The sequence below is a fragment of the Microvirga aerophila genome, from assembly GCF_003332305.1.
GTDB lineage: Bacteria > Pseudomonadota > Alphaproteobacteria > Rhizobiales > Beijerinckiaceae > Microvirga > Microvirga aerophila.
In genome coordinates this window covers 71381-95727 of sequence record NZ_QOIO01000015.1, presented here as the reverse complement: position 1 = coordinate 95727, position 24347 = coordinate 71381, and the positions used below count along the sequence as shown (strand labels likewise).

Annotated in this window: 18 protein-coding genes and 2 pseudogenes; 10 read left to right on the top strand and 10 right to left on the bottom strand. The window is 59.8% G+C overall.

Translation table 11 applies throughout. The features are described 5' to 3' along the window. Positions 1–3 precede the first annotated feature (3 nt). The 7 genes from DRB19_RS10465 (at position 4) to DRB19_RS10435 (ending at position 7036) form a co-directional block, all read left to right on the top strand. Entirely contained in the window at positions 4–981 is a 978-nt protein-coding gene (locus DRB19_RS10465; protein WP_114185986.1) for an ABC transporter permease, read from the top strand. Beyond that, a complete protein-coding gene (locus DRB19_RS10460; protein WP_114185985.1) occupies positions 978–1949 on the top strand; it encodes an ABC transporter permease in 972 nt (323 codons plus the stop codon). The genes DRB19_RS10465 and DRB19_RS10460 overlap by 4 nt, the downstream gene beginning before the upstream one ends. Further along, positions 1946–2914 (top strand): TMAO reductase system protein TorT, encoded by a 969-nt coding sequence (locus DRB19_RS10455; RefSeq protein ID WP_245439387.1) that lies wholly within the window; start codon positions 1946–1948, stop codon positions 2912–2914. The genes DRB19_RS10460 and DRB19_RS10455 overlap by 4 nt, the downstream gene beginning before the upstream one ends. A gap of 17 nt (positions 2915–2931) precedes the next feature. Next, positions 2932–3822: a polysaccharide deacetylase family protein gene (locus DRB19_RS10450; RefSeq protein WP_114185983.1), complete on the top strand. Its 891-nt coding sequence runs from the start codon at positions 2932–2934 to the stop codon at positions 3820–3822. 12 nt (positions 3823–3834) lie between these two features. Continuing rightward, complete coding sequence (locus tag DRB19_RS10445) at positions 3835–4668, top strand: aspartate dehydrogenase (protein WP_114185982.1); 834 nt, start codon at positions 3835–3837, stop codon at positions 4666–4668. Positions 4669–4764: 96 nt separating this feature from the next. Then, positions 4765–5460: an RraA family protein gene (locus DRB19_RS10440; RefSeq protein ID WP_114185981.1), complete on the top strand. Its 696-nt coding sequence runs from the start codon at positions 4765–4767 to the stop codon at positions 5458–5460. Between the two features lie 25 nt (positions 5461–5485). After that, positions 5486–7036 (top strand): amidase, encoded by a 1551-nt coding sequence (locus DRB19_RS10435; RefSeq protein ID WP_162815646.1) that lies wholly within the window; start codon positions 5486–5488, stop codon positions 7034–7036. A gap of 243 nt (positions 7037–7279) precedes the next feature. Here DRB19_RS10435 and htpG read toward each other — a convergent pair whose 3' ends face one another. Next, the gene (htpG, locus tag DRB19_RS10430) at positions 7280–9172 is read right to left on the bottom strand and encodes a molecular chaperone HtpG (RefSeq protein ID WP_114185979.1); all 1893 of its coding nucleotides are present in this window, start codon (positions 9170–9172) and stop codon (positions 7280–7282) included. A 115-nt stretch (positions 9173–9287) separates the two neighbouring features. After that, positions 9288–10289: a 3'-5' exonuclease gene (locus tag DRB19_RS10425; RefSeq protein ID WP_114185978.1), complete on the bottom strand. Its 1002-nt coding sequence runs from the start codon at positions 10287–10289 to the stop codon at positions 9288–9290. Between the two features lie 273 nt (positions 10290–10562). On the opposite strand from DRB19_RS10425, the gene DRB19_RS10420 reads away from it, so the two are divergent. Next, positions 10563–12041, top strand: a complete 1479-nt coding sequence (locus DRB19_RS10420; RefSeq protein WP_114185977.1) for a protein adenylyltransferase SelO — start codon at positions 10563–10565, stop codon at positions 12039–12041. Positions 12042–12214: 173 nt separating this feature from the next. Here the strand turns inward: DRB19_RS10420 and DRB19_RS10415 are convergent, their stop codons facing one another. From DRB19_RS10415 to DRB19_RS10380, 8 genes and pseudogenes are all read right to left on the bottom strand, one after another. Continuing rightward, positions 12215–12907, bottom strand: a complete 693-nt coding sequence (locus DRB19_RS10415) for a glutathione S-transferase family protein (RefSeq protein ID WP_114185976.1) — start codon at positions 12905–12907, stop codon at positions 12215–12217. Positions 12908–13015: 108 nt separating this feature from the next. Further along, positions 13016–13324 carry a putative quinol monooxygenase gene (locus tag DRB19_RS10410; protein ID WP_114185975.1) on the bottom strand — a complete coding sequence of 103 codons (309 nt, stop codon included), beginning with the start codon at positions 13322–13324 and terminating at the stop codon, positions 13016–13018. A 110-nt stretch (positions 13325–13434) separates the two neighbouring features. Continuing rightward, a complete protein-coding gene (locus DRB19_RS10405) occupies positions 13435–14136 on the bottom strand; it encodes a hypothetical protein (RefSeq protein ID WP_162815645.1) in 702 nt (233 codons plus the stop codon). A 507-nt stretch (positions 14137–14643) separates the two neighbouring features. Then, the gene (gene recD2, locus DRB19_RS10400; protein ID WP_114185973.1) at positions 14644–16842 is read right to left on the bottom strand and encodes an SF1B family DNA helicase RecD2; all 2199 of its coding nucleotides are present in this window, start codon (positions 16840–16842) and stop codon (positions 14644–14646) included. Positions 16843–17290: 448 nt separating this feature from the next. Further along, positions 17291–18388: a synaptic vesicle VAT-1 family membrane protein gene (locus DRB19_RS10395; RefSeq protein ID WP_170285231.1), complete on the bottom strand. Its 1098-nt coding sequence runs from the start codon at positions 18386–18388 to the stop codon at positions 17291–17293. A 72-nt stretch (positions 18389–18460) separates the two neighbouring features. Then, positions 18461–19248, bottom strand: a pseudogene (locus DRB19_RS10390) (phosphodiester glycosidase family protein). 17 nt (positions 19249–19265) lie between these two features. Beyond that, complete coding sequence (locus DRB19_RS10385) at positions 19266–20759, bottom strand: carboxypeptidase M32 (protein ID WP_114185971.1); 1494 nt, start codon at positions 20757–20759, stop codon at positions 19266–19268. Between the two features lie 128 nt (positions 20760–20887). Continuing rightward, a complete protein-coding gene (locus tag DRB19_RS10380) occupies positions 20888–21385 on the bottom strand; it encodes a cupin domain-containing protein (protein WP_114185970.1) in 498 nt (165 codons plus the stop codon). Between the two features lie 108 nt (positions 21386–21493). On the opposite strand from DRB19_RS10380, the pseudogene DRB19_RS10375 reads away from it, so the two are divergent. Both DRB19_RS10375 and groES read left to right on the top strand, forming a co-directional pair. Further along, a pseudogene (locus DRB19_RS10375) lies at positions 21494–23349 on the top strand (ABC transporter ATP-binding protein). Positions 23350–24025: 676 nt separating this feature from the next. Continuing rightward, the gene (groES, locus tag DRB19_RS10365) at positions 24026–24340 is read left to right on the top strand and encodes a co-chaperone GroES (protein ID WP_114185968.1); all 315 of its coding nucleotides are present in this window, start codon (positions 24026–24028) and stop codon (positions 24338–24340) included. The last annotated feature ends 7 nt before the right edge of the window (positions 24341–24347 follow it).

Sequence of the window (24347 nt, the reverse complement as noted above, 5' to 3'; positions counted from 1 at the left end):
CCCATGAAGCAAAGCATCAAAAATCGATTTATTCCTCCGGCATCTGCTTGGCTCACGCTTACCGTCTTCGTGCTCTTTGCACTTGCTGTCCCCCGCTTTGCGACTTTCGGGAACATAGAGAACGTCCTACGCATCGCCTCTATTCTCTGCATTGTCGCGTGTGGTCAGGCGATTGTGCTCATCCTTGGTGGAATCGAGTTTTCATTTGGATCCTCAGTCGCACTCGCGAGCATCATGACGGTCCTAACGCTGCCTGACCTGGGGATTGCTGGAGGTTTTGCGGCAGGAGCGGCGGTTGTTCTGTTAGTGGGTGCTTTGAATGGAGCACTCATTGCACGTTTTGACCTCCCACCCTTTCTCGTCACACTGGGTATGCTTATGGCCGTGGCCGGCCTTGCTGCAACGCTAGCCGGCGGGCTTCCGATTGACGCTCCCCTCACCGACGCCTTCACCTGGCCAGCGCGCGGTCGCATTGGCGGTGTGCCTGTGCCGATCATTGCCGCAGTCCTGAGCCTCATTGCTCTCTATGGGCTCCTCACCCACACCCACATAGGTCGCCTCTGGTATCTGGTGGGAGCTAATTCCGAAGCTGCGAGATTGTCAGGGATCAGGGTCAGGCTCACCATTTTCGCGGGCTACATCGTTGCCTCAGGGTTCTGCGCGGTAGCATCCGTTATCCTGACGAGCCGTGTTGGATCAGGCCAACCAGGCCTTGCTCCCAATCTGCCCTTCGAAACTATCGCGGCCTGCGCCATCGGAGGCATCCCGCTCTCGGGAGGGCAGGGGCGCGCCTCACAGGTCGTCTGCGGCGTGCTGATCATCGCCATGATGAACAATGCAGTCGTTCTGCTGAACCTCCCTGTCGCCTACCAGCAACTTATGATGGCAGCTGTCATCCTTGGAACGGTCGTTTTGCAAAGAGCGTCTGGCCCAATCCAGATGGCGTGGCATCTTCTCGCCAGACGAGGCGGGACACAATGAGAGTTCATGCCCCGATCCCTCGCTTCGGCGGACGTTTCCTCGTGGCACCCTTATGTCTTGGGATTGGGGTCCTCGCATTTGCAATCACCGCACCCGAGTTTCTCAACACAGGCAATCTTCAGAGCATTGTCGCTCAGATGTGGATTCTGGGGCTCTTGGCCGTCGGTCAGATGTTCGCCATCGCGTCCCGCGGCTTTGATATCTCAGTGGGTGCGACGGTTGCTCTATCGAGCACCATCGCTGCGCTTGGCGCCAATTTCTTCGGCTTACCAGGTCTCTTCCTCGGTCCCTTAGCCGGTCTTGGCGTTGGAACCTTGAACGGGGTTCTCATTGGGTTCGTCGGCGTCCAGCCGATTGTTGCCACCCTGGGAATGTTGGTCGGGGTTCGCGGCCTCTCGCTGCTGCTCACGGACGACGGGCAGGTCGTGCCGCTCAATGACACAGCCACAGCCGCTCGGCTGGCATTCGATCCGGTTCTTGGATTGCCGCCGGCCTATTGGGGAGCCGTTGCCTTCGTCGGGCTCGCCGCCTGGATTCTGAACCGCCTCGCAGTGGGACGGCGCATCCTCATGCTAGGCTCGAACCCTGACGCGATTCATTTGGTTGGCATCAGCTTTGCCCGCACGCAGATCCGAGCCTACCAACTCTGCGGTTTTTATGCCGGCCTTGCCGGTGTGCTGCTGACCATTCGGGCGGGAACCGGTCTCCCAACCGAGGGAACGGGCATGGAGTTACAATCTATTGCGGCGGCTGTAATCGGCGGAACCGCGCTGTCAGGCGGAGTCGCCCGCGTGTCCTCCGTCGTGCTCGGAGCAGCCTTTGTTCAGGTTCTCCTCACCGGCCTGAACCTTCAGGGCGTCTCGCCCTTCGTTGCCCAGATCGCGGTTGGCCTGGTGATCATTGGCTCAGGCCTCCTCGAATATGCCATCCGGCACCTCGCCCAAGTTAACTCAAGGAGTCGAACATGAGAAAGACGACGATGACGCTTCTTGGAGGCCTCAGCCTTCTTGCCTCGATCGCGACGGTGGTGAGCACAGCCGTGGCTCAAGAAAAGACGATTGGTGTAGCTGTTCCCAATCTCGCCTCCTCCTTTTGGATTTCTGCTGTGTATGGAATCGAGGATGAAGCTAAGAAATCTGGGGCCAAGGTCCTCAAGCTGAACGCCGGTGGCGACGCCAATTCGAGTCAGCAGATCGCTCAGATTCAGGACCTGATGCAGCGCAAGGTCGACGCAATCATCGTCGGGGCGACGAACGGAGATGCGATAAAGGCAGTTGTCGAGCAGGCGATTGAGCGAGGGATTCCCGTCGTCGGAATTTCGTCCCCGCCAAACACACCAAAGCTCGTTTCCACCGTCAGTGCAGACCACTACGACATGGGCAAGCTCCAGGCTCAGTGCCTTTCAAAGGCGCTCGGGAATAAGGGCAATGTCGCAATGATGGCTGGCCCGACTGGACAAGCCTGGTCAGATCAACGCGCAAAAGGATTCAAAGATACCCTGTCCAAGGAGGCGCCGGACATGAAAATCGTGGCGGAGTCTCGTCTTGCGGACAATCGGAATGCGGCACTTACGACCGCAGAAGACTGGACGCAGCGGTTTCCTGATCTGAACGGCGTTTATGCCGCAACGGATGACATGGCGGCTGGCGTGGTCTCCGCGCTGAAGTCGGCAGGAAAGCTGAAGGGCGTCAAGGTCTCAGCGTCCAACCTGAGCCCGACGGCGCAACAACTCCTCAAGGACAGTGAGCTGGTCTGTACGTCAATCCAGCAAGTCGTAGCGCAGGGCCGCGCCGCGTTGAAGCAGGCCGTGGCCGCAGCCAACAAGCAGCCTGTCGAAAAGGAAGTTGTGCTACCGGCGCTTCTGGTCACATCGGACAACCTGTCCTCCGTCGACTTGAGCAACGTCGTTGCGCCGAGCGATTACCGTCCCTAATCTATAGCGAGGCAACGATGCTTCCTTCGCACGGTCGTTTCCCATACTCAGGAATCGTCAACCGCCCGGCCTTCACATGGCCGGGTGACAAGAGGCTGGCCGTCTATTTCGCGCTCTGTGTGGAGCACTTCTCTTATGGGACTGGGCTCGGCCTGCCATATTCACCAGGCTTAAGCCACCCTAACACCTACAACTGGGCGTGGCGCGAGTACGGTAATCGAGTCGGGGGCTGGCGACTCATTGGGCTTTTCGAAGAGTACCAGCTGCCGATCACCGTTCTCCTGAACACCGAATGCTATGACCATTGTCCGGAACTTGTCGCTGCACATCGCAAGCGCGGCGACGAGATTGTCGCTCATGGCCGCACGAACTCAGAACACCAGAATGGAATGTCTCCTGAGGCGGAGGCGGGCCTAATTCAAGAGGCGACAGATGCGATCAGGAAGCACGAAGAGAAGCCGCCACGCGGTTGGATGAGTCCTGGGGCCCATCCCAGCGCCAACACCGAGGATCTCCTCGCTGAGGTCGGCTACGCTTATACGCTCGATTGGCCAATGGATGATCAGCCTGTCTGGATGCAGACCCGTGGAGGGCCGCTTCTGAGCGTCCCCTACCCACATGAGGTGAATGACGTCCCAATGATCGTCATGCACGATGGTACTGCCCCAGCATTCGCGGATATGGCGATCGATAACTTCGACGAGCTGCTGGCACAATCAAAGCACCAGTCCCTCGTCTATGGCATCACTATTCACACGTTCATCGTCGGACAGCCGTTCCGGATCAAACATTTCCGTCGTGTCCTCGAGCACTTGGCACAACACAAGGACGAGGTCTGGTTCACAACGTCGGGGCAGATCGCCGATCACTACGCATCGCTGTTTCCACCACCTGGCAGCGATCACTAGAGGGCTTAGATCATGAGCACAGTTTTGAACGCAGCGGCGCATCCGCCGCTGCGAGTGGCAGTCGCCGGCCTAGGTGCAGTGGGCCAGAAAATTGCACAGGTTCTCGACGAAGGTTTGCCAGGTTGCAAACTCGCGGCCGTCTCGGCCAATGATCGCCAGAGAGCCGAGGAGCGGTTGTCTCATCTCAAGCAGCGGGTGCCGGTGGTTGCCATCGAGGAACTCGAGCCCCTCGCCGACGTCGTCGTCGAGTGTGCACCAGCGCAGCTCTTGCCCACTATTGCGGAGCCGTTTCTGAAGGCAGGCAAGACCGTGATCGTGCTAAGTGCTGGTGCGATCCTTTCTCACGAAGCCTTAGTTGAGGTGGCGCGGGAGCACGGGGGGCAGATCATCGTACCAACGGGTGCCCTGATCGGGCTCGATGCTGTTACGGCTGCGGCCGAGGGCACCATTCACTCAGTCCGGATGATCACACGCAAGCCCGTGAAAGGGCTGGTTGGAGCACCCTATCTCGTTCAGAACAATATCGAGATTGAACATATCAGAGAGCCGATCCGGGTATTCAATGGCACCCCGCGAGAAGCCGCTATCGGTTTCCCGGCCAATTTGAATGTGGCTGTCGCGCTGTCGCTCGCGGGGATCGGTCCTGATCGGACGACGCTGGAGATCTGGGCAGATCCGTCGCTTAAGCGCAATACGCACCGCATCGAGGTGGACTCGGACTCAGCGAGTTTTTCGATGTCGATCGAGAATATACCGTCAGATAACCCGAAGACAGGACGGATTACAGCCCTCTCCGTTATCGCGTGCCTCCGGAAGATGAGGGCCCCTCTGCGAGTAGGCTCATAGTCCGCACCTGAAATCCCTTTCACCAGTTTCGACGGCTCAACCCCGGATTGTCGATCTATTGCGACATCCAGAGTCATTCAAAGAGTAAATGCCATCATGGATTCGATCGCATCCACAATCGATCATCAGAAGAAAGAGGAGATTCGCATCCGCTTTCTCAAGGTCGACACCTCTAATGTCGCCGATGTTCTCGACAACCTGGGCTATCCAAATCAAGGACTGGCAGCAGAGTTCTCACCCTTCCCAGCAACCGCCGATCGACTGGCGGGCTGGGCATATACAATTCGCGGTCAGATGACGCCGTTTCCGCTCGGCGGAGATCCTGAAAAGATGATGGCCTGCCAGGGCATCTCGCCGGGCGAGGTTACTGTCTGGAGCGGTGACGGGGAGGGTATCTGCTATTTCGGAGAACTCATCGCCATCGGGATGAAGGAACGTGGCTGCGTGGGATCTCTCGTCGACGGAGGTATTCGGGATGTCCGCTGGATCGGCCAGCATGAATTCCCCGTCTTCGCGAGATACAGAACACCGATCCAGTCCATTGGACGTTGGAAGGTCAATGCTTGGCAGACTCCCGTATTTTTACGGGGCGCGACGACCAGCCTTGTGAAGATTGAGCCAGGGGATTTCATCCTCGGCGATGAGGATGGCGTCCTCACCATCCCGGCTGCGATTGTCGAACAGGTCCTTGAAGAGGCAGAGAGGCTAACGAGCATAGAGGTCTCGATTCGGGCAGAGCTATCCGCGGGGATGACGCTCGCAGAGGCACTCAAGAAGTTCGGTCATGTCTGATCGTGCGACGGGAGAACTCTTAAGCATGGCACAGGATCAAGTTTCGGCGCGGCTCACTGAGCGTGGACTGTCGGTGACGGACGACGAGGTGAAGGCGGTTACCACTGACCTTGGCCGCATATCTGCTATGATGGAGCGTCTTAAGCCGACGCTTAAGGCAAGCGACGATACGAACGCTTTCGGTCGGATGCTCGAGACGTTCTCTAGGCCTCAAGCCTCAAGCTCCTCCGGGTGGATGGAGTGGGAAGTCAATCGAGATGGACCGATTCCTGCAACGGATCGTGCCTTGGAAAAGGCCGTTGATACTGCCCATCAGCTCAACTGCTTCATCGAGATTTTCCCGAGAAAAGCAGAACAGCTTGCAAGGCGTCTTCACGAGGAGAACCACGGCACGCAGTACCCACTCTATGGCATCCCATTCGCCTACAAGGATGTGCTTTCTACGGCGGACCGACATCCGACAGCGGGAGTCGGGCAGGGTTACCGGTGGCAGAGCCAATCGCACAGTGTGGCGCTGAAGCGGCTTGTAGACGCTGGCGCGATCCCGATTGGGGCGCTTAATCTCGACCCGCATTGTTACACAGCTACTGGCTTCAACTCATATCATGGTCGAGTTCTGAATCCGCACGGCCCTGCCTACGCTGTCGGCGGATCGTCGAGCGGTGCCGCTGCAGCAGTTGCTGCAGGGATCGTGCCCTTCGCCCTTGGAACTGACACTGGTGGCTCAGTCCGAATTCCAGCCTCTTTGTGCGGTGTTTATGGACTGAAGCCAACACACGGCCTCATCCACGATCCCGGGGTCGTGCCGCTCTCTGCGTCTCAAGATACGATCGGAATCCTTGCCGAAAGCCCTGCTAGCATAGGGCGAGTTCTGGACGTTCTCTCCGATCGGCCGCAAGACGTCAGCGAGAAGGTGGAGGATAAGGGGCAATCCCATCCGCGACATAGCCTCGGAGTGACGCTGGAAGGTGTTAAGATCGGAACGAACACCAGCGAGCTGCTCGCCGGCATGGACGAAGCTGTTACAGGAGCGTTTCGTAGAACTCGAGATGCATTGGTGAGCTTGGGCGCGAAGTTGGTCGAAGTACCATTCCCATCGATCGACGACCTCAATGCCTGCGCCTCAATCATAACCTCCTATGAGGCGGATGCTGTTCACGGCAATGCCCTCGCCCGCCAGCCTGAATACTATCCTCCTTCTGTTCGACGGCGCCTGTTGACAGCAGCCTGCGTCAGTCGAGAGGATTATCAGAGCGTGCTTCGGCTGAGAGGTAAGTATCTGGCTGAGCTTCTTGCCCAAGCGCTCAGCGATGCAGACTTCCTTGTCTGTCCCACAATCCGCATCAGCGCTCCTCGGGTCGATCACATTCCTGACGATGCCGAAGCAGGAGGGGCTTTGAGCCTGGAGTTCCTGAGGATGAATCGCCCTTTCAGTTTCTTGGGTCTGCCATCGCTTTCAATCCCCGTGGGCGTTGATGCAAACAATATCCCAATAGGGTTACAGGTCATCGGCCGTCCATTTTCCGATTATGACCTGTTGGCGCTGGCGGAAACTATGCGTCAGAGCCTCGATTAAAGCCTGGCAGTTTCAATCCCTTATCTGACCTGACCGGGATTCTAGACTAAACGCAGTAAGAGCCTAATGCATGTTTGCAGATGTGGGTAGCTGCTGTGCACTAGCCTTCAATGTCATGACTGCAGGTGGCCTTCAGCCCAGCCTTCGAAATCTAAAGGTCAACCGGTCGGCCGGCTCTCTGGAAACCGGCGGGAGGCAGTCGTTGACGACCGCACGCCCGCAAAGATCACCTGTAAATGCCTCTTACGACAGGCTCCGTCGCATGACCCTGGCGAGCCGCTGCGAAAATGCCCTCGCATCGGCCGGCAACTCACCATCCAAGATTCGTGCCTCGTCCAACAGGAGATGGGCCGCGTCTTCACGGAGCGTCCGCTCACCTTCGCCAAGATTGGCCAGGGCCACAACGAGGTCATGGCGCGGGTTGATCTCCAGAACGGGTTTCGCAGCTGACGTCAGCTGACCCGCTCGGGCCAGAAGCCGCTCGAGCTGACGGTCCATGCCGGTCTCGGATGCCACAAGGCAGACGGCGCTTTCCGTCAGCCGCTCGGAGGCGCGCACATCGGCCACGGCCTCCCCGAGGGTGGCCTTCACGGACTGGATGAACTGCGTCACCCCTTCTGGCGCCGGCGCACCCGTATTCTCCTGGGCCTCGGTCAGTGGGATCTGCGCCAGGTCGGCACCGCCCTGAGTCACTGACTTGAACGGCTTGCCCTCGTAATCAATGCCGGCCGTGACCCAGAAACTGTCGACTGGATCGGGCAGCAGCAGTACCTCGATGCCGCGGGCCCGGAAACCTTCGAGCTGCGGCGAGGTCTCGAGCCGGGCGAGATCCGTCCCGGTCACGTAGTAGATCGCGGTCTGGTTCTCCTTGAGCGAGCCGACATAATCCTTAAGCGAACGCCACTCGCCACCGGAGGCGGTGGTCTTGAACCGGGCCAGTCCCAGCAATGTCGAGTGCCGCTCGAAATCCTCGTAGAGGCCTTCCTTCAGCACCAAGCCGAAGGTCTCCCACACCTTGGTGTAGGCCTCCGCATCGTTCTGCGCGAGCTTCTCGAGCTCGCTGAGCACGCGGCTGGTCACGCCCTTCTTGATGGCAGCCAGAAGCGGGCTCTCCTGGATCATCTCGCGCGAGACGTTGAGCGGCAGGTCGGCCGAGTCGACCAGTCCGCGCACGAAGCGCAGGTACCGCGGCAGGAGCTCGGCCTCATCAGTGATGAAGACCCGCTTCACATAGAGCTTCATGCGCCCGTGGCGGTCGGGATCGAACAGGTCGAACGGCGTGGAGCCCGGCACGAAGGCCAAGGCGGTGTATTCGTGACGGCCCTCGGCCCGGAAATGCACCGTCAGGGCCGGCTCATCAAACTGGCCGGCGACGCTGCGGTAGAAGTCGGTGTAGTCCTCACGTGTGATCTCGGAGCGTGGCTTCACCCACAGAGCAGCGCCGTCGGCGACTTCCTGCGGCTCCGCCCCGGGCTTCTCGACAAGGGAGATCGGCACCGGAACATGGCCCGACTGCTCCTTGACGATGCGCTCGATCTGATAGCGCTCCGTGTAGGACTTTGCGTCCTCCATCAGGTGGAGGATCACCCGCGTGCCGCGGGCCGGGGCCTCATCGAGTGTTGCGGGCGCGACCGTATAGGAGCCCTTGCCGTCGGACGACCATACTGTGGCCTCGTCATGACCAGCGCGGCGCGAGACGACGTCGACCCGGTCGGCAACCATGAAGGCGGAGTAGAAGCCGACGCCGAACTGCCCGATGAGCTGGGCCCCTTCGCCACCTTGGGCAGCCTGGATCCGGTCCATGAAGGCCTTAGTGCCCGAGCGTGCGATGGTGCCGAGAGCCTCGATCATCTCTTCCCGGCTCATGCCGATGCCGTTGTCCTCGACCGTCAGGCGACGGTTGTCGGCATCGATCAGGATCGTGATCCGGGCCTTGGGATCAGCGCCGAGCAGGGCAGGGTCGGCGATCGCCTCGTAGCGCAGCTTCTCGCAGGCATCGGCCGCGTTCGAGATCAGTTCGCGCAGGAAGACGTCCTTGTCGGAGTAGACCGAGTGCACCATCAGGTGCAGCAGCTTGGCGACATCAGCCTCGAACGTATGGCTCTCAGGGGTGTGGGTGGTGTCAGCAGTCGTCATGGCTTGAGATGAACCTTGTTGCTCCGGCGGGCGATGAGATGGCAGCGCACAGCCAAGATTTCAAGCCTGAAAGCCTCGGGTGAGGCCAGCCGTGTAGAGATCTAGCAGGTGCCGCTTAGCGTGCCGACCGGAACCTCTCGAAGGCAGTGATCTTCTGGGTGTAGGGCTCGACCTCACGCCGGTAAACCTCGCGCCGAAGAAACATGAGCTCCGCCTCGCCGGCCTCCTCATCAACCTCCACCCACCACGATTTTGGGCGTCCGTTGGTCCCGTCATTCCAGCGATAGCCTCGCGCCTTCAGCACGTCCTTCATATCGAATGGGCTGCTCTCCGCCCAGATGCGCAGGAGCGACTTCCGAGCCGAGGCCAGCAGGTGCTTGAAAGGGAGACCAGCCTCTGATGGCAGAGGAGAAGCCAACACCTCTAGCAGGGCATGGCAGTCCTCGACTGCGCGGTGCCCTTGGTGGAACCAGCCACACTGCGTCAGGAGATAGCCCAGCTTCGACCCCTCGAAGCCGAACCCGCTCCAGGCGATCTCGGAATGAGAGCAGGCCCAAGCCTTGACCTGGAAGTCCTTGGACAGGCGCTCACAAAAGGGCCGATCAAAGCGAGCATTGTGCGCGATGATCAGATCCGCCGGCGCGATGAAACGCTCAACCGCTTCGAGATCGAGCATCTGACCGGCGACCATGTCAGGCGTGATCCCGGTCAGGCGAGTGATCTCGGAACTGATAGGTACGCTCGGCTCACGCAGGGCATTGAACGTCCCGATCATATCACCGATCCGGTCTTCCTCATCATAGGTAAAGGCGATCATGCCAAGTTCGATGACCTCGTCCCTCGTGTGATCCAGACCTGTAGTTTCGGTGTCCAGGATGACAGCGAACTTCTCGCCCTGACGAACGGTGCGGGACACGAGGATAGGGCGTGGTGTCAATCGGCGCAGAACGCGATAGTCGCCTGTGGCCTCCAGCATCCGGGCGGCGGTCTCGTAGTCAGGAGCCTTGAAGATTTCACCGCGATGCTTGGCTTTGATGACAATCTCACCGACCGGACGCGTCTCGATCGGACCTGGCGGTGCGTCGTAGTCTAAGAAAAGGTCAGCCTGGCCTCGCATTCCCACACCTTCTGCCCGCCAACAGGACAGGCCCACGCGTGAGGGCCCGACGGGGCAGACTAGAGGGTGCGGGTCGCCAGATCGTTAATGCACAAGGTATGCAGGGAGGGAGTAAAACCGTGGAGTGGGCGGTCTGTCCCGATGCGTGCAGGCAGGTCAGTTATACAAGATTGCAGTGGGAGCGCCCTGAACCCTATCGAGAATTACCGCCTGACTCTTGCTTTCTGAGGCGCCCAACACGATTTCACGTGGTCCTGATGGTGAGCCTGGACCATGACAATTCATTTCCCCTTCGATAACACCTACGCACGCCTGCCTGACCGGTTCTACGCGCGCGTAGAACCCGAAGCCGTCACGGCTCCGAGGCTCATCCGGCTGAACCGGGATCTCGCCTTACAACTCGGCCTTGACCCGGATCGCCTCTCCAGTCCTGACGGAATTGAGCTTCTGTCCGGCAACCGTGTTCCGGATGCGGCAGAGCCTATCGCCATGGCCTATGCCGGTCACCAGTTCGGGAACTTCGTGCCGCAGCTCGGTGACGGCCGTGCCATTCTCCTTGGTGAAGTGGTTGATCGAAACGACATCCGCCGGGACATTCAGCTCAAGGGTTCAGGTCCGACACCGTTCTCGCGCCGCGGCGATGGGCGGGCGGCCTTGGGGCCTGTCCTGCGTGAATATCTCCTCAGCGAGACAATGGCGGCGCTCGGCCTGCCGACAACGCGTGCGCTTGCGGCAGTGGCGACCGGCGAGACGGTTGCCCGCGAGACGCCACTTCCCGGTGCGGTTCTCACTCGGGTGGCGTCGAGCCATATTCGGATCGGCACGTTCCAGTTCTTTGCCGCTCGGCAGGATATAGAAGGGCTGCGGCTCCTCGCGGACTACGTTATTGGCCGGCACTACCCACAAGCTGCCGAGAGCGACCAACCCTACCGGGCGCTCCTAGACCAGGTCATTGCTGCCCAAGCAGACCTTATCGCTCGTTGGCTGCACATTGGCTTCATCCACGGGGTGATGAACACCGACAACATGTCCATCGCCGGCGAGACGATTGACTACGGCCCGTGCGCCTTCATGGATGCCTACGATCCGGCGACAGTTTTCAGCTCGATCGACCGGCAGGGCCGCTATGCCTATGGCAACCAACCCCGCATCGGCCTCTGGAATTTGACCCGGCTGGCCGAGACGCTTCTGCCGCTCCTGTCTAAGGACGAGGAGAAGGCCGTGGCTGAAGCGAGCGAGGCGCTCGAAGCCTTCTCGGGTAAATTCGAGGCATCCTATCACGCGGGGCTCCGGCGCAAGCTCGGGCTGCTAACGGAGCGAGAGGAAGATCCGACACTCGCCGGGGATCTTCTGAAGGCGATGACTGAGAACGAGGCTGACTTCACCCTGACATTCCGGCGGTTGAGCGATGCTGCCGCTGGACCCAAGGGAGATGAGGCGGTACGAAACCTCTTCATCAATCCGCTTGCTTATGATGCCTGGGCCACCCGTTGGCGGGAGCGGTTGAGCCTTGAACCGCAAGATGGCGCAAGCCGCCAAGCTGCCATGCGAGCCGTCAATCCAGCCTTTATCCCGCGCAATCACCGCGTAGAGGCGGTGATACAAGCTGCGGTGGAGCAGGGCGACTTTGCTCCTTTCGAGGAGCTCCTGACTGTTCTCTCGAATCCTTATGAGGATCAGCCAGCGTTCGCTCACTATTCCGAGCCACCGGAACCGCACCAGCGCGTCTATCGGACATTCTGCGGGACGTAACGCCAGACGACCGCCTCAGTAGTTTCGCGCGTAGGCCGCTCGTCACATTGGGTGCCGCACTTCCAGCATCCAACCGGGAGCTCCCCTGGACATCGATGTCTCTCCGCGGCTTTGACCTCCGCCCAGGGGCCATTCTGCATACTGGACGGAGGAACGGCGGCACGCATGAGAAGTCAGCTCGCCGGGGCAGCCAAGTGCCGGAACATATGTTGGCGGGCTTCGTCGTCCATCTCAGCTTTGAAGCTGTGCCTCTCCTTCAGCGTAGCAGCGGCATGAGCGGCCGGGCGAGCGCTGATCTCATCAAAAAGACGCTTGAGGTTCGGGAAGTCGCCCCAGGCGTTCTCTCCCAGGATGAACGGCACCATGCGGGCCCAGCCCCACAGGGCCATGTCCACGATGGTGTAAGTCTCTCCCACCATGTAGCGCTGCCCGGACAGATGCGCATCAATGATGCCGTAATGCCGCTTCGCTTCGTACAGATAACGATTGACGGCATAGTCCTTGGGCTCAGGCGCAAAGTGCTTGAAATGCACGGCTTGGCCTGAGAACGGGCCAACGCCCGTTGCAATGAACATTAGCCAAGAGAGAAGCTCACCACGCGCAACAGGTGTGCTGTCGGGCAGAAACTGTTCGGTCCTCTCCGCAAGATAGAGCAGGATCGCGTTCGAGTCGAAGACCCTCGCGCCGGTATCCTGGTCAATGATCGCAGGCACCTTGCCATTCGGATTGATGGCCAGAAAGTCCGGCTGGTGCTGCTCGCCTTTGCGTGTATCTACGGGCTTGAGCTCATACGGGAGGCCCATCTCCTCCAGGCACAGAGCAACCTTCATCGGGTTGGGGGCAAGGTTGTAGTAAAACTTGATCAAAGCAGAGCTCCAGAAGCAGGGGGCGACGTAGGGTGGGTTCTGACGGGAGCCGCTGCGGTATGCAGTGGCAATCAAAGCACGACTCGTCAGGGGCCGTCAGGCAGGATTCTAGTGAGGTGAGAGGACGTGGATCATGCGGGTCTCGATCATGTCAGCCGTCCTCTCGGCATAGGCTTTCATGTGAGGAGACGCGGCATGGGCGTTGAGTGCTTCAGGGCTCGCCCATTTCTCGACAACGACGAAGGTGTCTGGCCCTAGTTCGGTCTGAAAGGGGCCGAATGTTGGAAGATCGACAACAGGAACGTACTCGATACAACCCTCTTCGGCGTGCACAGCCGGCATGTTAGCCCGGAACTCCCGGAGCACAGCTTCGCGCATGCCGGGCTTTGCAGTGATGTAGGCCAGAACGTGCAGCATGAAGGATCTCCTGATCGCTGATTGTTAGCCACTGCTCTGCGCCCCCGCAAGCACCTCACCCCGGATGCAGGACTTGTGACTCTCGCGATAAGTCCGACGCTCAAGATCCATCAACCTGTCCTGGGACCCAGGCGCCTCGGCCGCATCTCAAGAGGCTGATGGGAGATCGGACCAATACCGCCGAAGGGAGCCCAGTCGGGCCACCGGGACTCAGGTCCCCAGTGCCACTGAGCATGTGGCGTCATGCCGATGTGGCTTACCTGCTCCGGAATATTGATGCCGACCGGCAACTTATGAGTGGCGGTCTGGCCCGCCCAGTCCTCGCGCTGATAGCGAATCTCTCTTTGGCAGTGAGGGCAGCGCGACGCGAGGACTTTTCTGAAGGGCCTTGGGCTTTCTGCCAGGTCGGGAAGAGCCACCTGTGCCTTGGCATAAGCATCTGCATAGCCCTCCATCGCTTGAACCACCTCAATTTCAAGAGGGTCCCCCCGCGGCGCTTCGGCCCTGTAGGCCAGGAGAACCCTTTTTCGGCATGTGCGGTGCCAGCATTGGTCCTCGCGGAGAATGAGTGGGATGATCCCGCGCCGGCCATTCCCATACCATTGAAGCTGCCCGGTGAGTGCGCCGGCGACAAAGTCAGAGATGCTGAGCGACAGGCCGTCGACATGCACGAGCGCTCCCAGTTGACCATCCTGATCCTCCCAGGTCGTGGTTTTGAATGCTGGGAGATGTGGGTCGGGCCTAAGCCAGTAATAATGCAGGGCTGCAGGCTCATGAGCGACTACCCACAGGGCACGTATTCCTGAAGTCATGTAGCGCTCTTGCCGCTGGCGGTAGGCTTCCTCCCCCTGGAGCTGAACCTGAGCTTCAATGGCGACGGTCCATGGTTTTCCAGGTCGGCGGCACAGGACATCAGCTCGCCAGTCCTGGCCATCTGGCGCCGTCCCAGATTGCTCCGGCAGAGCATCCCAACCCGCGGCTCGGGCTCCAATCAGGATCTGTGCTTTGATATAGAGATGAAGGTCGCTTTCCTTTGCTCCCCCGGGCACTCGCCCAGGAGGATGGGCGAAGAAGCGTGTTCCAAGACGCGATGTCTTGGGTATGGCCCGTCCTTTCCCATATGGCATCCATGCATCGCGATTTCGCGCTGATCGCAATTGCTCCCATTCATCATCGGTCATCAGTGGAGCAATAAGCGGCTCTCCTGAGTGGGTGTATGCGAGCAGCGGCATGGTCTAACTTAATTACCTCGAGACGTGCGGATGGTGTTGAACCCCACACCTCGAACGCGTCATAAGAACGGAAGTTTGAGTTGTTGATTAGTGAGCAGCTAACCATTCCCGCAGTTTCGTCCAGCGCCTCTTCATCTGCCCACCCCTGACGGCGATCCCGACAGCTTTCTTCTGGCCCACCAGCACCACGAGGCGCTTGCCACGGGTGACGCCCGTGTAGAGCAGGTTGCGGGCCAGCATCGTGAAGTGCTGCGTCACGACTGGGATGATCACGGCGGGGTACTCCGATCCCTGCGACTTGTGGATCGTGGTCGCATAGGCCGGGACCAGCGTGTCGAGCTCTCCGAACGGATAGGACACCTCCCGCCCATCAAAGGAGGCAATCAGCGCTCCCTCCTCGTCGTCGATTCCGACCACCGTGCCCAAGTCGCCGTTGAAGACCTCTCGATCGTAGTCGTTCTGGGTCTCCATCACCCGGTCACCCGGCGAGAAGCGCCAGCCAAACCGCTCCACCTTGGCAGGAGGGTTCGGATTGAGCACTTCCTGGAGCTGGATGTTGAGGTTGCGGGCTCCGAGCACACCCCGGTTCATCGGGCAGAGCACCTGAATGTCCTTCATCGGATCAAGCCCGAACCTACGCGGCATGCGTTCCTTGATCATCTGGATGATCTTGGGCACACCCTCCTCGGGATCGGCGATCTCGACGAAGTAGAAGTCAGTCTCCTCGCCAGCCTTTGGCACCTCGGGCATCTGGCCCTTGTTGATGCGGTGAGCATTCACCACGATTCGGCTTTCTGCTGCCTGCCGGAACACCTCGGTCAGACGAGCCACGGGAATGCGCTCCGAGGCGATAATATCCGCAAGCACCTGCCCCGAGCCGACCGAGGGCAACTGGTCCACATCACCCACCAGCAGCAGACCCGCATGAGCAGGGATAGCCTTGGTGAGGGCGTTCATCAGCGGCACATCCACCATCGAGGTCTCGTCCACCACCAGCAGATTGCAGCCGAGTGGATTTTCCTCCGTGCGTGAGAATCCACCGTGCTTCGGGTCGATTTCCAGGAGCCGGTGGATCGTCTTGGCCTCCAGACCGGTCTGCTCTGTCATGCGCTTCGCCGCGCGTCCTGTCGGAGCGGCCAAGGCAACCCGGACGCCCTTTGCGACGAGCAGGCGCAGGATCGTATCGAGCAGGGTCGTCTTGCCGACACCGGGACCGCCGGTCACCACCGCGACCTTGGCGCCGAGCACCAGCTTCAGCGCCTCGCGCTGCGAGGCGGCCAGGGTTTTGCCCGTGCGGCCTTCAACCCACGGAATAGCCTTGTCGAGGTCGATCTCTGGCCAAGGGGCTGGACCAGACGCTCGCTCAATCAACCGGGAGGCAATCGCCTGCTCGGCCAGATGCAGGCCCTTGAGGAAGAGGCACGGCTCGTTGCCGATGGTGTCCGAGATGATCTCGCCCTTGGACAACTCCTCGACGATGGCTGTGCGGATCAGGGCCTCATCCACTTCGAGAAGTTGCTCGGCCAGCCGGGTAAGAGCCTCGACCGGCAAGGCGCAGTGCCCTTCGTCCGTCGCCGTCTGGAGCGCGAACGAGATACCAGCCCGGATGCGCTGAGGAGCGGTCTTTTCCATCCCGAGCTTGGCTGCGATGGCATCCGCTGTCCGGAAGCCGATCCCGCGCACATCCTTCGCCAGCCGGTACGGGTCCTCGGTCATGACCTGGACGGACTCATAGCCGTAGGTCTTGAAGATGCGCACCGCCCGAGCGGTACCGACCCCGTGCGCGTGAAGGAATATCATGATCTCCCGCACGGCTTTCTGCTCGGCCCAACCCGCCACGATGCGGGAGGCCCGCATCGGGCCAATGCCGGGCACCTCGGTCAGGCGCTCGGGGGCGGCCTCGATGATCTCAAAGGTGTCTACGCCGAAGGCAGCGACAATCCGCTTGGCCATGGCCAGGCCGATGCCGCGCATCTGACCTGAGGCGAGATACTTCTCGATGCCTTCCACTCCGGTTGGTGGGGTGGTCTTCAGAATCTCGGCCTTGAACTGAAGCCCATGCGTGCGGTCACTGATCCAGAGGCCGCTGGCGGTGATCCATTCGCCTGCCGAGACGGCTGGGGTGTGACCTACCACTGTCACAAGGTCGCGCTTGCCACGGGCATGCACCTTCAGGACGGCAAAGCCATTCTCGGCATTGTGAAAGGTGACGCGTTCGACCGAACCCGCGAGCGTCTCAAGGACTGGCCTCTGATCAACTTGTGAGGGGCGAATCATCTGGTTCATGGTGCCTGCCAGGAAATGCTCCTGGCCTCTCCGACTGTATCGTTGGATGGCACCACTGACGAGGATGCTCTCCTTCTGTAGCTCTAGATGTTCTGGTTTTGTTTCTGGGCTTTTTTACGGCGATTCGGATTAACTCGGCTCCACCCGTGGAAATCTGCCGATTTGGTTGTGGTGCTAGCTAAGCAAGCGCCAAAACTGAGCATTTACCGAGTTCTGCCCGATTTCCACAGACAAAAAGAAATATGGTTAACGATTGATTGGCGAAGCGATACTCAGGGGGTGGCTGCGGATTAGGAGGTGAAGATGGGCAACGGATCGGACGGAGGCGAGCGACCCGTGGCAATCTCCGATACCGAACTCCTGCGCCGGATCGGGCAAGATCTCCGTTCTATTTATGCCGAGGTGATCAGGCAGCCTCTTCCACAGCGCATTCAGGCGACTCTGGCGCTCATTGATCGGGAGCAGAGGCTCCCTGAACAGTTGCCTCGTGCGCTGCCCCACTGAAGAAGGGTGGCGCTGTTCGCAAGACCAACTTGCCCGTGGTTTCGCCTGACTCTAAAGCTCGGTGAGCTTGAGCCACATCTTTCAATGCAAAAGAACGAACCTTTGGCACCCGAATGTCCCCCGCTTCTACCCAGGCGGTGAGATCATTCACAGCCTCGTGCAACAGGTCGGCGCGCGGAAAGAGGAACGACAAATTGAACGCCACGACACCTTTGTTCTCGCTTGTCATCGACAAGGGATTGAAGCGCGGCATCCTCAGCATTCCAAGGGCCGCCTTGAGGTAGTTGATGCACCCACCCTGTTTGGGCAACAAACTATGAAAGCCATAGACCAACACTTTGCCTGTGGGCCTTAGATGCGCATAGCTTTGCGCCAGGGTTTCAGGGCCGTTCGCGTCAAAGATTAGGTCGTAGCCGTCAGGGCAGAGGCGCTTGGCCTCATCCCAAAGCGACTGAGTGGATTTGTCGATCACGGCGTCTGCGCCGAGCTGGCGCACATACTCGACCTTATGACTTCTTCCCACTACACCAGTCACGTGCAGATTGTGCAACTTGCAGAGCTGGATGAGCGCCGAGCCCACTCCACCGCCGGCCGAATGCACGAGCACTCTCATGCCGGGCCGGATCACCACATTCTGTAGCAAGCCATGATACGCGGTCAGGTGGACGGCCAAGAAACCAGCGGCTGCCTCAAAGTCCAAAGCCTGAGGCTTAGGCCACACCAGATCTGCTGGGGCACACACGTGCGTGGAATAGCCGTTGAAGAAAGTGACTCCAAACACCAGATCGCCGGGCTTCACATGCTTGACCTCACGGCCAACGTCTTCTACCCAGCCTGAATATTCGAATCCGGGCGTGATCGGCCAGCCCACGAACCGGCGCGCGGACTCGTACACGCCCCATCGAACACAGATGTCAGCATAGTTCACACCCACTGCCTCAGTGCGGATCAAAACCTCTCGATCGCTGGGTTTGGGCACGGGATGAGTTTCGAGCTTCAGTTGCTCGTACCCGCTGGCTTTGTGAATAACCACTTTATGCATGGATCCTGAAGGCATCGTCTTTCCGCCTACAGCTTCGACTTGAAACGTCTGTACTTCCGCTGAAGCCACATACTATAGGCGTCGGCGTAAAGCCCCGACGATCGGCCCCATGGGCATGAGTGAGTCGATCCTCTCCCATGAAGGGGCATAGAGGCTGGAGACACTTCCATCCAAGAACAGAGCATTCGCACAGCCCAGCTCGTCCCGGAACAAGCGAGCGAATGTGCTGAACGTGACCGGGCTGTCTGAAATCGCAAACATGACCGTGTCTTGGCCTTTCACGCCAACGCCGTTCCGGATCTTTCGAGAGGTGCTTTGTTCCGAAAACTGAGGGTGGATTTGCCCGTTGATGACGAGCATCGGACCCGATTGCGTCGCGAAGTCCGGCCTTATCTTTTGCCTCAGATAGGCTCCTGTCTCGAGCACGCCTACCTGACGGCCTTTGACGTCAAAGATGCCGTTGGGCTTGAGGTGGAAGTTTCCGGGGCCATTCCTTGTGTTGGCCGCCTTCAGCTCTTTTCCGTTCTCAACGTAAAGTCCCACGGGCGAGCGATCCTCATGGTACATGCCAGCGTTCATTGCGATGGCAAGGCGTGAACCCTCCGGTGTCTCTTTCAGCCGGTCAAACGAGCCAAGGACCTCCCATCCGGCCCGCGCCAGAACAGCCTCACCTCGTATTGTCGGAGATCCACCGTGCAAACCACGAAGGTGCTGTCAGCATATTGGGCTGGCCGACACGGACGACTGTCGAGCTGCGCCGTTGCTCGTCCAGCGAGCAATCCAAGAGAAACGAGGACCGTAACCAGGATGGTCGCTGTCCGGGAGATCCCTCGACCCAGAGTGAGGATGATAGATTTCATGTGCAGCTTAGGCACCTTCAGCGTCCAAGATATCGTTCTCGCAGGTGGGTGCGGAAGACCTCCGCAGTCAGTGGTCGCCCGGTTGCTGCCACGAGAAGCTGATCGGTGGTCATCAGGCTCACTTTCGAATGAACATTGGCGCGTAGCCATGCTCGAAGGGGGGTGAAATCGCCCTTCGACAGGCCTGAGAGGATGTTTGCATCGGCCTGACAGGCAGCTCTGAAGAGCTGGGCCGCTGTCATGGCACCAAGGGTATAGGTCGGGAAGTAGCCCCACGCGCCGCCAGGCCAGTGGATATCCTGCAAGCATCCCAGGCTGTCATTAGGAACTGTGAGACCGAGAAGCTTCCTGACCTCCTCATTGAACGCTGAGGGCAAGTCCTGGATCTGGAGATCGCCGGCAATCAGCGCCTTCTCGAGTTTATAGCGGACCAGAATGTGGGCTGGATAGGTAATCTCGTCCGCGTCCACGCGGATGAAGCCCGGTTCCACCTTGGTCAGGATCCGGTGGAGGTTTTCAGGGCTCCAGGCTGGACCCTCACCTTGGAAAGTCTCCCGCACGAGCGGAGCGAGATACGTGACGAATTCCTGGCTCCGGCAGGCCTGCATCTCGATGAGCAGGGATTGACTTTCGTGCATGCTCATGCCGCGCGCCAGACCGACCGGCTGACGGCGCCACGCCTCCGGGCGGCCCTGCTCATAGAGCGCATGACCGGTCTCATGAAGCACGCCCATGAGCGCGCTCATGAAGTTTGCCTCGCTGTAGCGGGTGGTGATCCGGACGTCGCTCGTGGATCCACCGCAGAACGGATGCAGGCTCACATCGAGCCGTCCCTGTCTGAAGTCAAACCCGACGGCCTTCATCAACTGCTCGCCGATGCGTCGTTGATCGTCAACAGGGAAGGGGCCGTTGAGCGGCTGGATGGCAGAGAATTCCTTCTGGCGCTCCTGCGCCTCCTGGATCAGGCCCGGCAGCTCCGCGCCGAGTTCGGCGAAGAGTGGGTCGATGGTAGCCTGGCGAAGACCAGGGTCGTAGCTGTCGAGGAGAGCGTCGTAAGGGGAAAGTTCCAGCGCCTGGCCCTTGGCTTGGCCGATTTGCTGCTGGAGTGCGAGCACCTGCGCCAAGTGCGGGAGGAGGAGGGCGAAGTCCCCGGTCTGTCTCGCCTCCCGCCACACCAATTCCGACTTGGACACGGCTCTGGAGCTGGCCTCGACGAGGTCCGCCGGAACGGCGGACGCATGGAGATAGATCCGTTGCATCTCACGCAGGTTGGCGCGGTGCCAATCGTCGAGCTGATCGCTGTCTTGATCGGCCAGGGCCAGCAGCTCGCCCGTGTCAGGCGCGGTGAGCAGTTCATGGGCGAGACCCTTAAGCGTCGCGAGCTGATCCGAACGGCTGTCGGCGGCCCCTTCCGGCATCATGGTCTCAGCGTCCCATTGCAGAATACCGATCGCGTCCTCGATCGAGCTGATGCGTGCAAATCGTTCTTCCAGCGAGCGGTAGACCTGCATTTTGGTGTGAACTCCGTCCTTGGCGCCGATCCCGCCGGCTTTGCGGGGAGCTAAGTGACTCTGCAATCACCCTGGGGAAAGCACCGGGGCTGTTACTGACTTGTAGGGTTTGTAGTTCCGAAATGCCCTTATTTCGGCTGTTTGTGGATCGGATCGACCCAGTAAACCTCCTCCGGCATTTCGACTGGATCCACGTCGGTGATGTTCACGACGACGGCCTCGTTATCGCTGCGCACGAGAACGCATTCGAGGGGCTCATCCGGATTGGCGTTGATCTCCTGATGAGGCACGAAGGGCGGCACATAGATGAAGTCGCCAGGCCCGGCTTCCGCAACGAACTCCAACCGTTCACCCCAGCGCATGCGGGCCTTGCCTCGCACCACATAGATCACGCTCTCCAACTCGCCGTGGTGGTGCACTCCAGTCTTGGCATTCGGCTGGATGGACACAGTGCCAGCCCAGATCTTCTGTGCTCCGACCCGCGCATGATTGATCGCGGCCTGCCGAAACATGCCCGGGGTCTGAACTGTGTTCGGATCGAGGCGATCCCCCTTGATCACTTGAACGCCGTGGTGCTTCCAGTGCTCGTGCTGATCATGGGATTTGTCTTGATTGTCGTCTGTCATGGCGCCCTCCGAGACGATTGCCTTCCATCCTTGTTCTGGGACCAGCCGCCCACGGCGGTGGCAGTTAGGTGGCTCGACGAGTGAGCCCTGGACCCCCATCTTAATGGGATGTCTGCTCCAGTGTTCCCCTCCACCCGCTCACTGCGTGAGCGGGTTGGCGCCTTGCGTCACCTTCCGTCTCTGTTCCGTCTGGTTTGGCAGGCCAGCCCTGCTCTTACAGCGGCAAGTCTCGGGCTGCGACTGACGCGTTCAGTCTTGCCCATTCTGGTACTTTATATCGGAAAACTCATCATCGATGAGGTGGTGGCCCAGACACAGCTCCCTTCGCCAGGGGAAATCTCAGCGATTGGATCGGGAGCGGCCGACTTGATTTTCTTGGTGGGCTGCTGGTTTTGGAACTGGCCCTCGCGGTCACCGCTGATCTCTTGGGGCGAGCCAGTTCCCTTGTCGACAGCCTCCTCTCCGAGCGCTACAGCAACTTTGCCAGCGTGCGTCTGATGGAGCATGCGACGACGCTGGATCTTGAGCAATTCGAGAGCAGTGATCAGCAGGACCGACTGGAGCGGGCTCGCCGCCAGGTCACCGGGCGAACCACTCTTCTCACCCAGGTTTTCGGGCAGGCACAAGATGTGCTCACCATCCTTTCCCTCGCTGCCGGCCTGCTCGCCTATGCGCCGTGGCTCATCGTCCTAATCCTGCTTGCGCTCCTGCCGGCCTTTGTCGGCGAGGTGCATTTCAACGCGCAGGGCTATCGGCTCAACTACTTTCGCACCCCAGAAAGACGTCAGCTCGATTACATCCGCTACCTGGGTTCGAGCGTCGAAACCGCAAAGGAAATCAAACTCTTTGGCCTCAGCACCTTTTTGGTCGATCGCTTTAGAAGCTTCGCTGATCGCATGTATGCGGACAATCGGCGACTTGCGATCCGCCGTGCCGCATGGGGCACGCTCTTTGCAGCCCTTGCATCATGCGCCTATTACCTCGCCTATGCTCTGATCGTATGGCGGACCGTCCAGGGCGAGTTCAGCCTCGGCGACCTGACGTTCCTGTCAGGCTCCTTCCTACGCTTGCGGGGACTGCTCGAGGGATTGCTCTTGGGGTTTTCGCAGATCGTAGGGCAGGCGCTTTACCTGGAGGATCTGTTCTCATTCTTCGATGTCCGCCCGAGCATCGCCTCACCGCCAGCTCCTCGATCTTTCCCGCAGCCGCTGCGGTCGGGAATCGTGTTAGAAAACGTGGGCTTCCGGTATCCAGATTCGGACCGATGGGCAGTCCGTCACCTGAGCCTGACGCTCGCGGCTGGCGAAGTTGTGGCTTTGGTTGGCGAGAACGGGGCCGGCAAGACCACAATCGTGAAGCTCCTTGCTCGGCTTTATGACCCAACAGAGGGGCGGATCCTTCTCGATGGTAATGACCTGCGTGAATACGATCTGGCCGATCTGCGACGCCACATCGGCGTCATCTTTCAGGATTTTGTGCGGTTTCATTTCACGGCGGGCGAGAATATCGGAGCAGGCCGGATCGAAGCCACCGGGGATCGCAACCGGATCCAGCAGGCCGCGGAGCGGAGCCTCGCTGATCGCATCATCCAACGTTTGCCCCAAGGGTATGACCAGCCGCTCGGGAAGCGGTTCCATGAGGGGGCGGATCTCTCCGGGGGCGAATGGCAGAAGATCGCTATTGCACGAGCTTACATGCGGGATGCCGAGGTCCTCGTCCTGGACGAGCCGACTGCTGCTCTCGACGCTCGCTCAGAATACGAGGTTTTCCAGCGGTTCAGGGATCTTAGCGCAGGCAAAACCGCGGTTCTGATCTCGCACCGGTTCTCGACCGTGCGGATGGCAGACCGCATCCTCGTTCTCGAGAATGGGAAGGTCGTGGAGGCTGGCTCACACGAAGAGCTTGTTGCATCAGGCGGGCGCTACGCCGAACTGTTTGAATTGCAGGCGTCCGGTTATCGATAGTGGCACCATGAAACCATGAGATTCGGTCGGCCACTCCCGTTTTTGGCGCAGGCCGCACTAAACCTTATAGAAGCCTATAGCGGCATCTCTGGTCATTGGCCGCGGCGCCGATGGCCAACCGCCTGCTATGGATGCCCAACGGGAACAGGCAACAGTATGGCTTTAGATATGGTCAGCCTAAGGATGCTTTGATCCGCGTTAGTCCCTCCTTCGTCAGTGGGTCAATCCTGAGAAGATTGTGCCCTCCAGACGAAGTTCGCTTCGAGAAGATGAGGCGCACGTAGCCCGCCCCCTCGAGCGGGAGGAAGTATAGGCCGTCGGATTCGCCTGCCAGAAAGCAGCGTAGCCCAACGTAGAAGCTTTCCTCGTACCCTTTGATGGCCCGACGAATGGCCGGGTGGATCACGAGGGTCGTCTGCCTGCTCTCACAGACTTCTTCAACGGCATCGATACTCAACACTGCTGAACCCCATCTCTGAACGGCCAAGCGGCCTCTAGGGTTCAACGCTTCTTAAAAGGTTACGGTTCGCCCGGGCCTTACCCATCCTCGAGGATAAGCTTGCCTCCGGCCGAGCATCGGTCTATCAACTCGCCTTAGCACTCTGATGCGTCGAGTGCTAAACATGCTGCTCGGCGCAGACGAGTGCCTCTAATTCCATATCGAGGAGGCTTGCCTATGACATTCCGTCCGCTGCACGACCGCGTCGTCGTCCGCCGCATTGAGGCCGAAGAGAAGACGGCCGGCGGCATCATCATCCCGGACACCGCCAAGGAGAAGCCGCAAGAGGGCGAGATCGTCGCCGTCGGCCCTGGCGCCCGTGACGAGAGCGGCAAGGTCGCTGCTCTCGACGTGAAGGCCGGCGATCGTGTGCTGTTCGGCAAGTGGTCCGGCACCGAGGTGCGTATCGACGGTCAGGATCTCCTCATCATGAAGGAGTCCGACATCATGGGCGTGATCGAGCAGTCTGCCGCGGCTCAGAAGGCCGCTTAAACAGCCC

Bases quoted from the DNA above. Each gene is read 5' to 3' on its own strand.
- DRB19_RS10455 (WP_245439387.1), top strand. From the start codon at position 1,946: ATGAGAAAGACGACGATGACGCTTCTTGGAGGCCTCAGCCTTCTTGCC.
- DRB19_RS10380 (WP_114185970.1), bottom strand. From the start codon at position 21,385: ATGACAGACGACAATCAAGACAAATCCCATGATCAGCACGAGCACTGG.
- DRB19_RS10405 (WP_162815645.1), bottom strand. From the start codon at position 14,136: ATGACTTCAGGAATACGTGCCCTGTGGGTAGTCGCTCATGAGCCTGCA.
- DRB19_RS10395 (WP_170285231.1), bottom strand. From the start codon at position 18,388: ATGCATAAAGTGGTTATTCACAAAGCCAGCGGGTACGAGCAACTGAAG.
- DRB19_RS10385 (WP_114185971.1), bottom strand. From the start codon at position 20,759: ATGCAGGTCTACCGCTCGCTGGAAGAACGATTTGCACGCATCAGCTCG.
- DRB19_RS10440 (WP_114185981.1), top strand. From the start codon at position 4,765: ATGGATTCGATCGCATCCACAATCGATCATCAGAAGAAAGAGGAGATT.
- recD2 (WP_114185973.1), bottom strand. From the start codon at position 16,842: ATGAACCAGATGATTCGCCCCTCACAAGTTGATCAGAGGCCAGTCCTT.
- DRB19_RS10450 (WP_114185983.1), top strand. From the start codon at position 2,932: ATGCTTCCTTCGCACGGTCGTTTCCCATACTCAGGAATCGTCAACCGC.
- DRB19_RS10410 (WP_114185975.1), bottom strand. From the start codon at position 13,324: ATGCTGCACGTTCTGGCCTACATCACTGCAAAGCCCGGCATGCGCGAA.
- DRB19_RS10435 (WP_162815646.1), top strand. From the start codon at position 5,486: ATGGCACAGGATCAAGTTTCGGCGCGGCTCACTGAGCGTGGACTGTCG.
- DRB19_RS10465 (WP_114185986.1), top strand. From the start codon at position 4: ATGAAGCAAAGCATCAAAAATCGATTTATTCCTCCGGCATCTGCTTGG.
- DRB19_RS10425 (WP_114185978.1), bottom strand. From the start codon at position 10,289: ATGCGAGGCCAGGCTGACCTTTTCTTAGACTACGACGCACCGCCAGGT.
- DRB19_RS10420 (WP_114185977.1), top strand. From the start codon at position 10,563: ATGACAATTCATTTCCCCTTCGATAACACCTACGCACGCCTGCCTGAC.
- htpG (WP_114185979.1), bottom strand. From the start codon at position 9,172: ATGACGACTGCTGACACCACCCACACCCCTGAGAGCCATACGTTCGAG.
- DRB19_RS10460 (WP_114185985.1), top strand. From the start codon at position 978: ATGAGAGTTCATGCCCCGATCCCTCGCTTCGGCGGACGTTTCCTCGTG.
- DRB19_RS10445 (WP_114185982.1), top strand. From the start codon at position 3,835: ATGAGCACAGTTTTGAACGCAGCGGCGCATCCGCCGCTGCGAGTGGCA.
- groES (WP_114185968.1), top strand. From the start codon at position 24,026: ATGACATTCCGTCCGCTGCACGACCGCGTCGTCGTCCGCCGCATTGAG.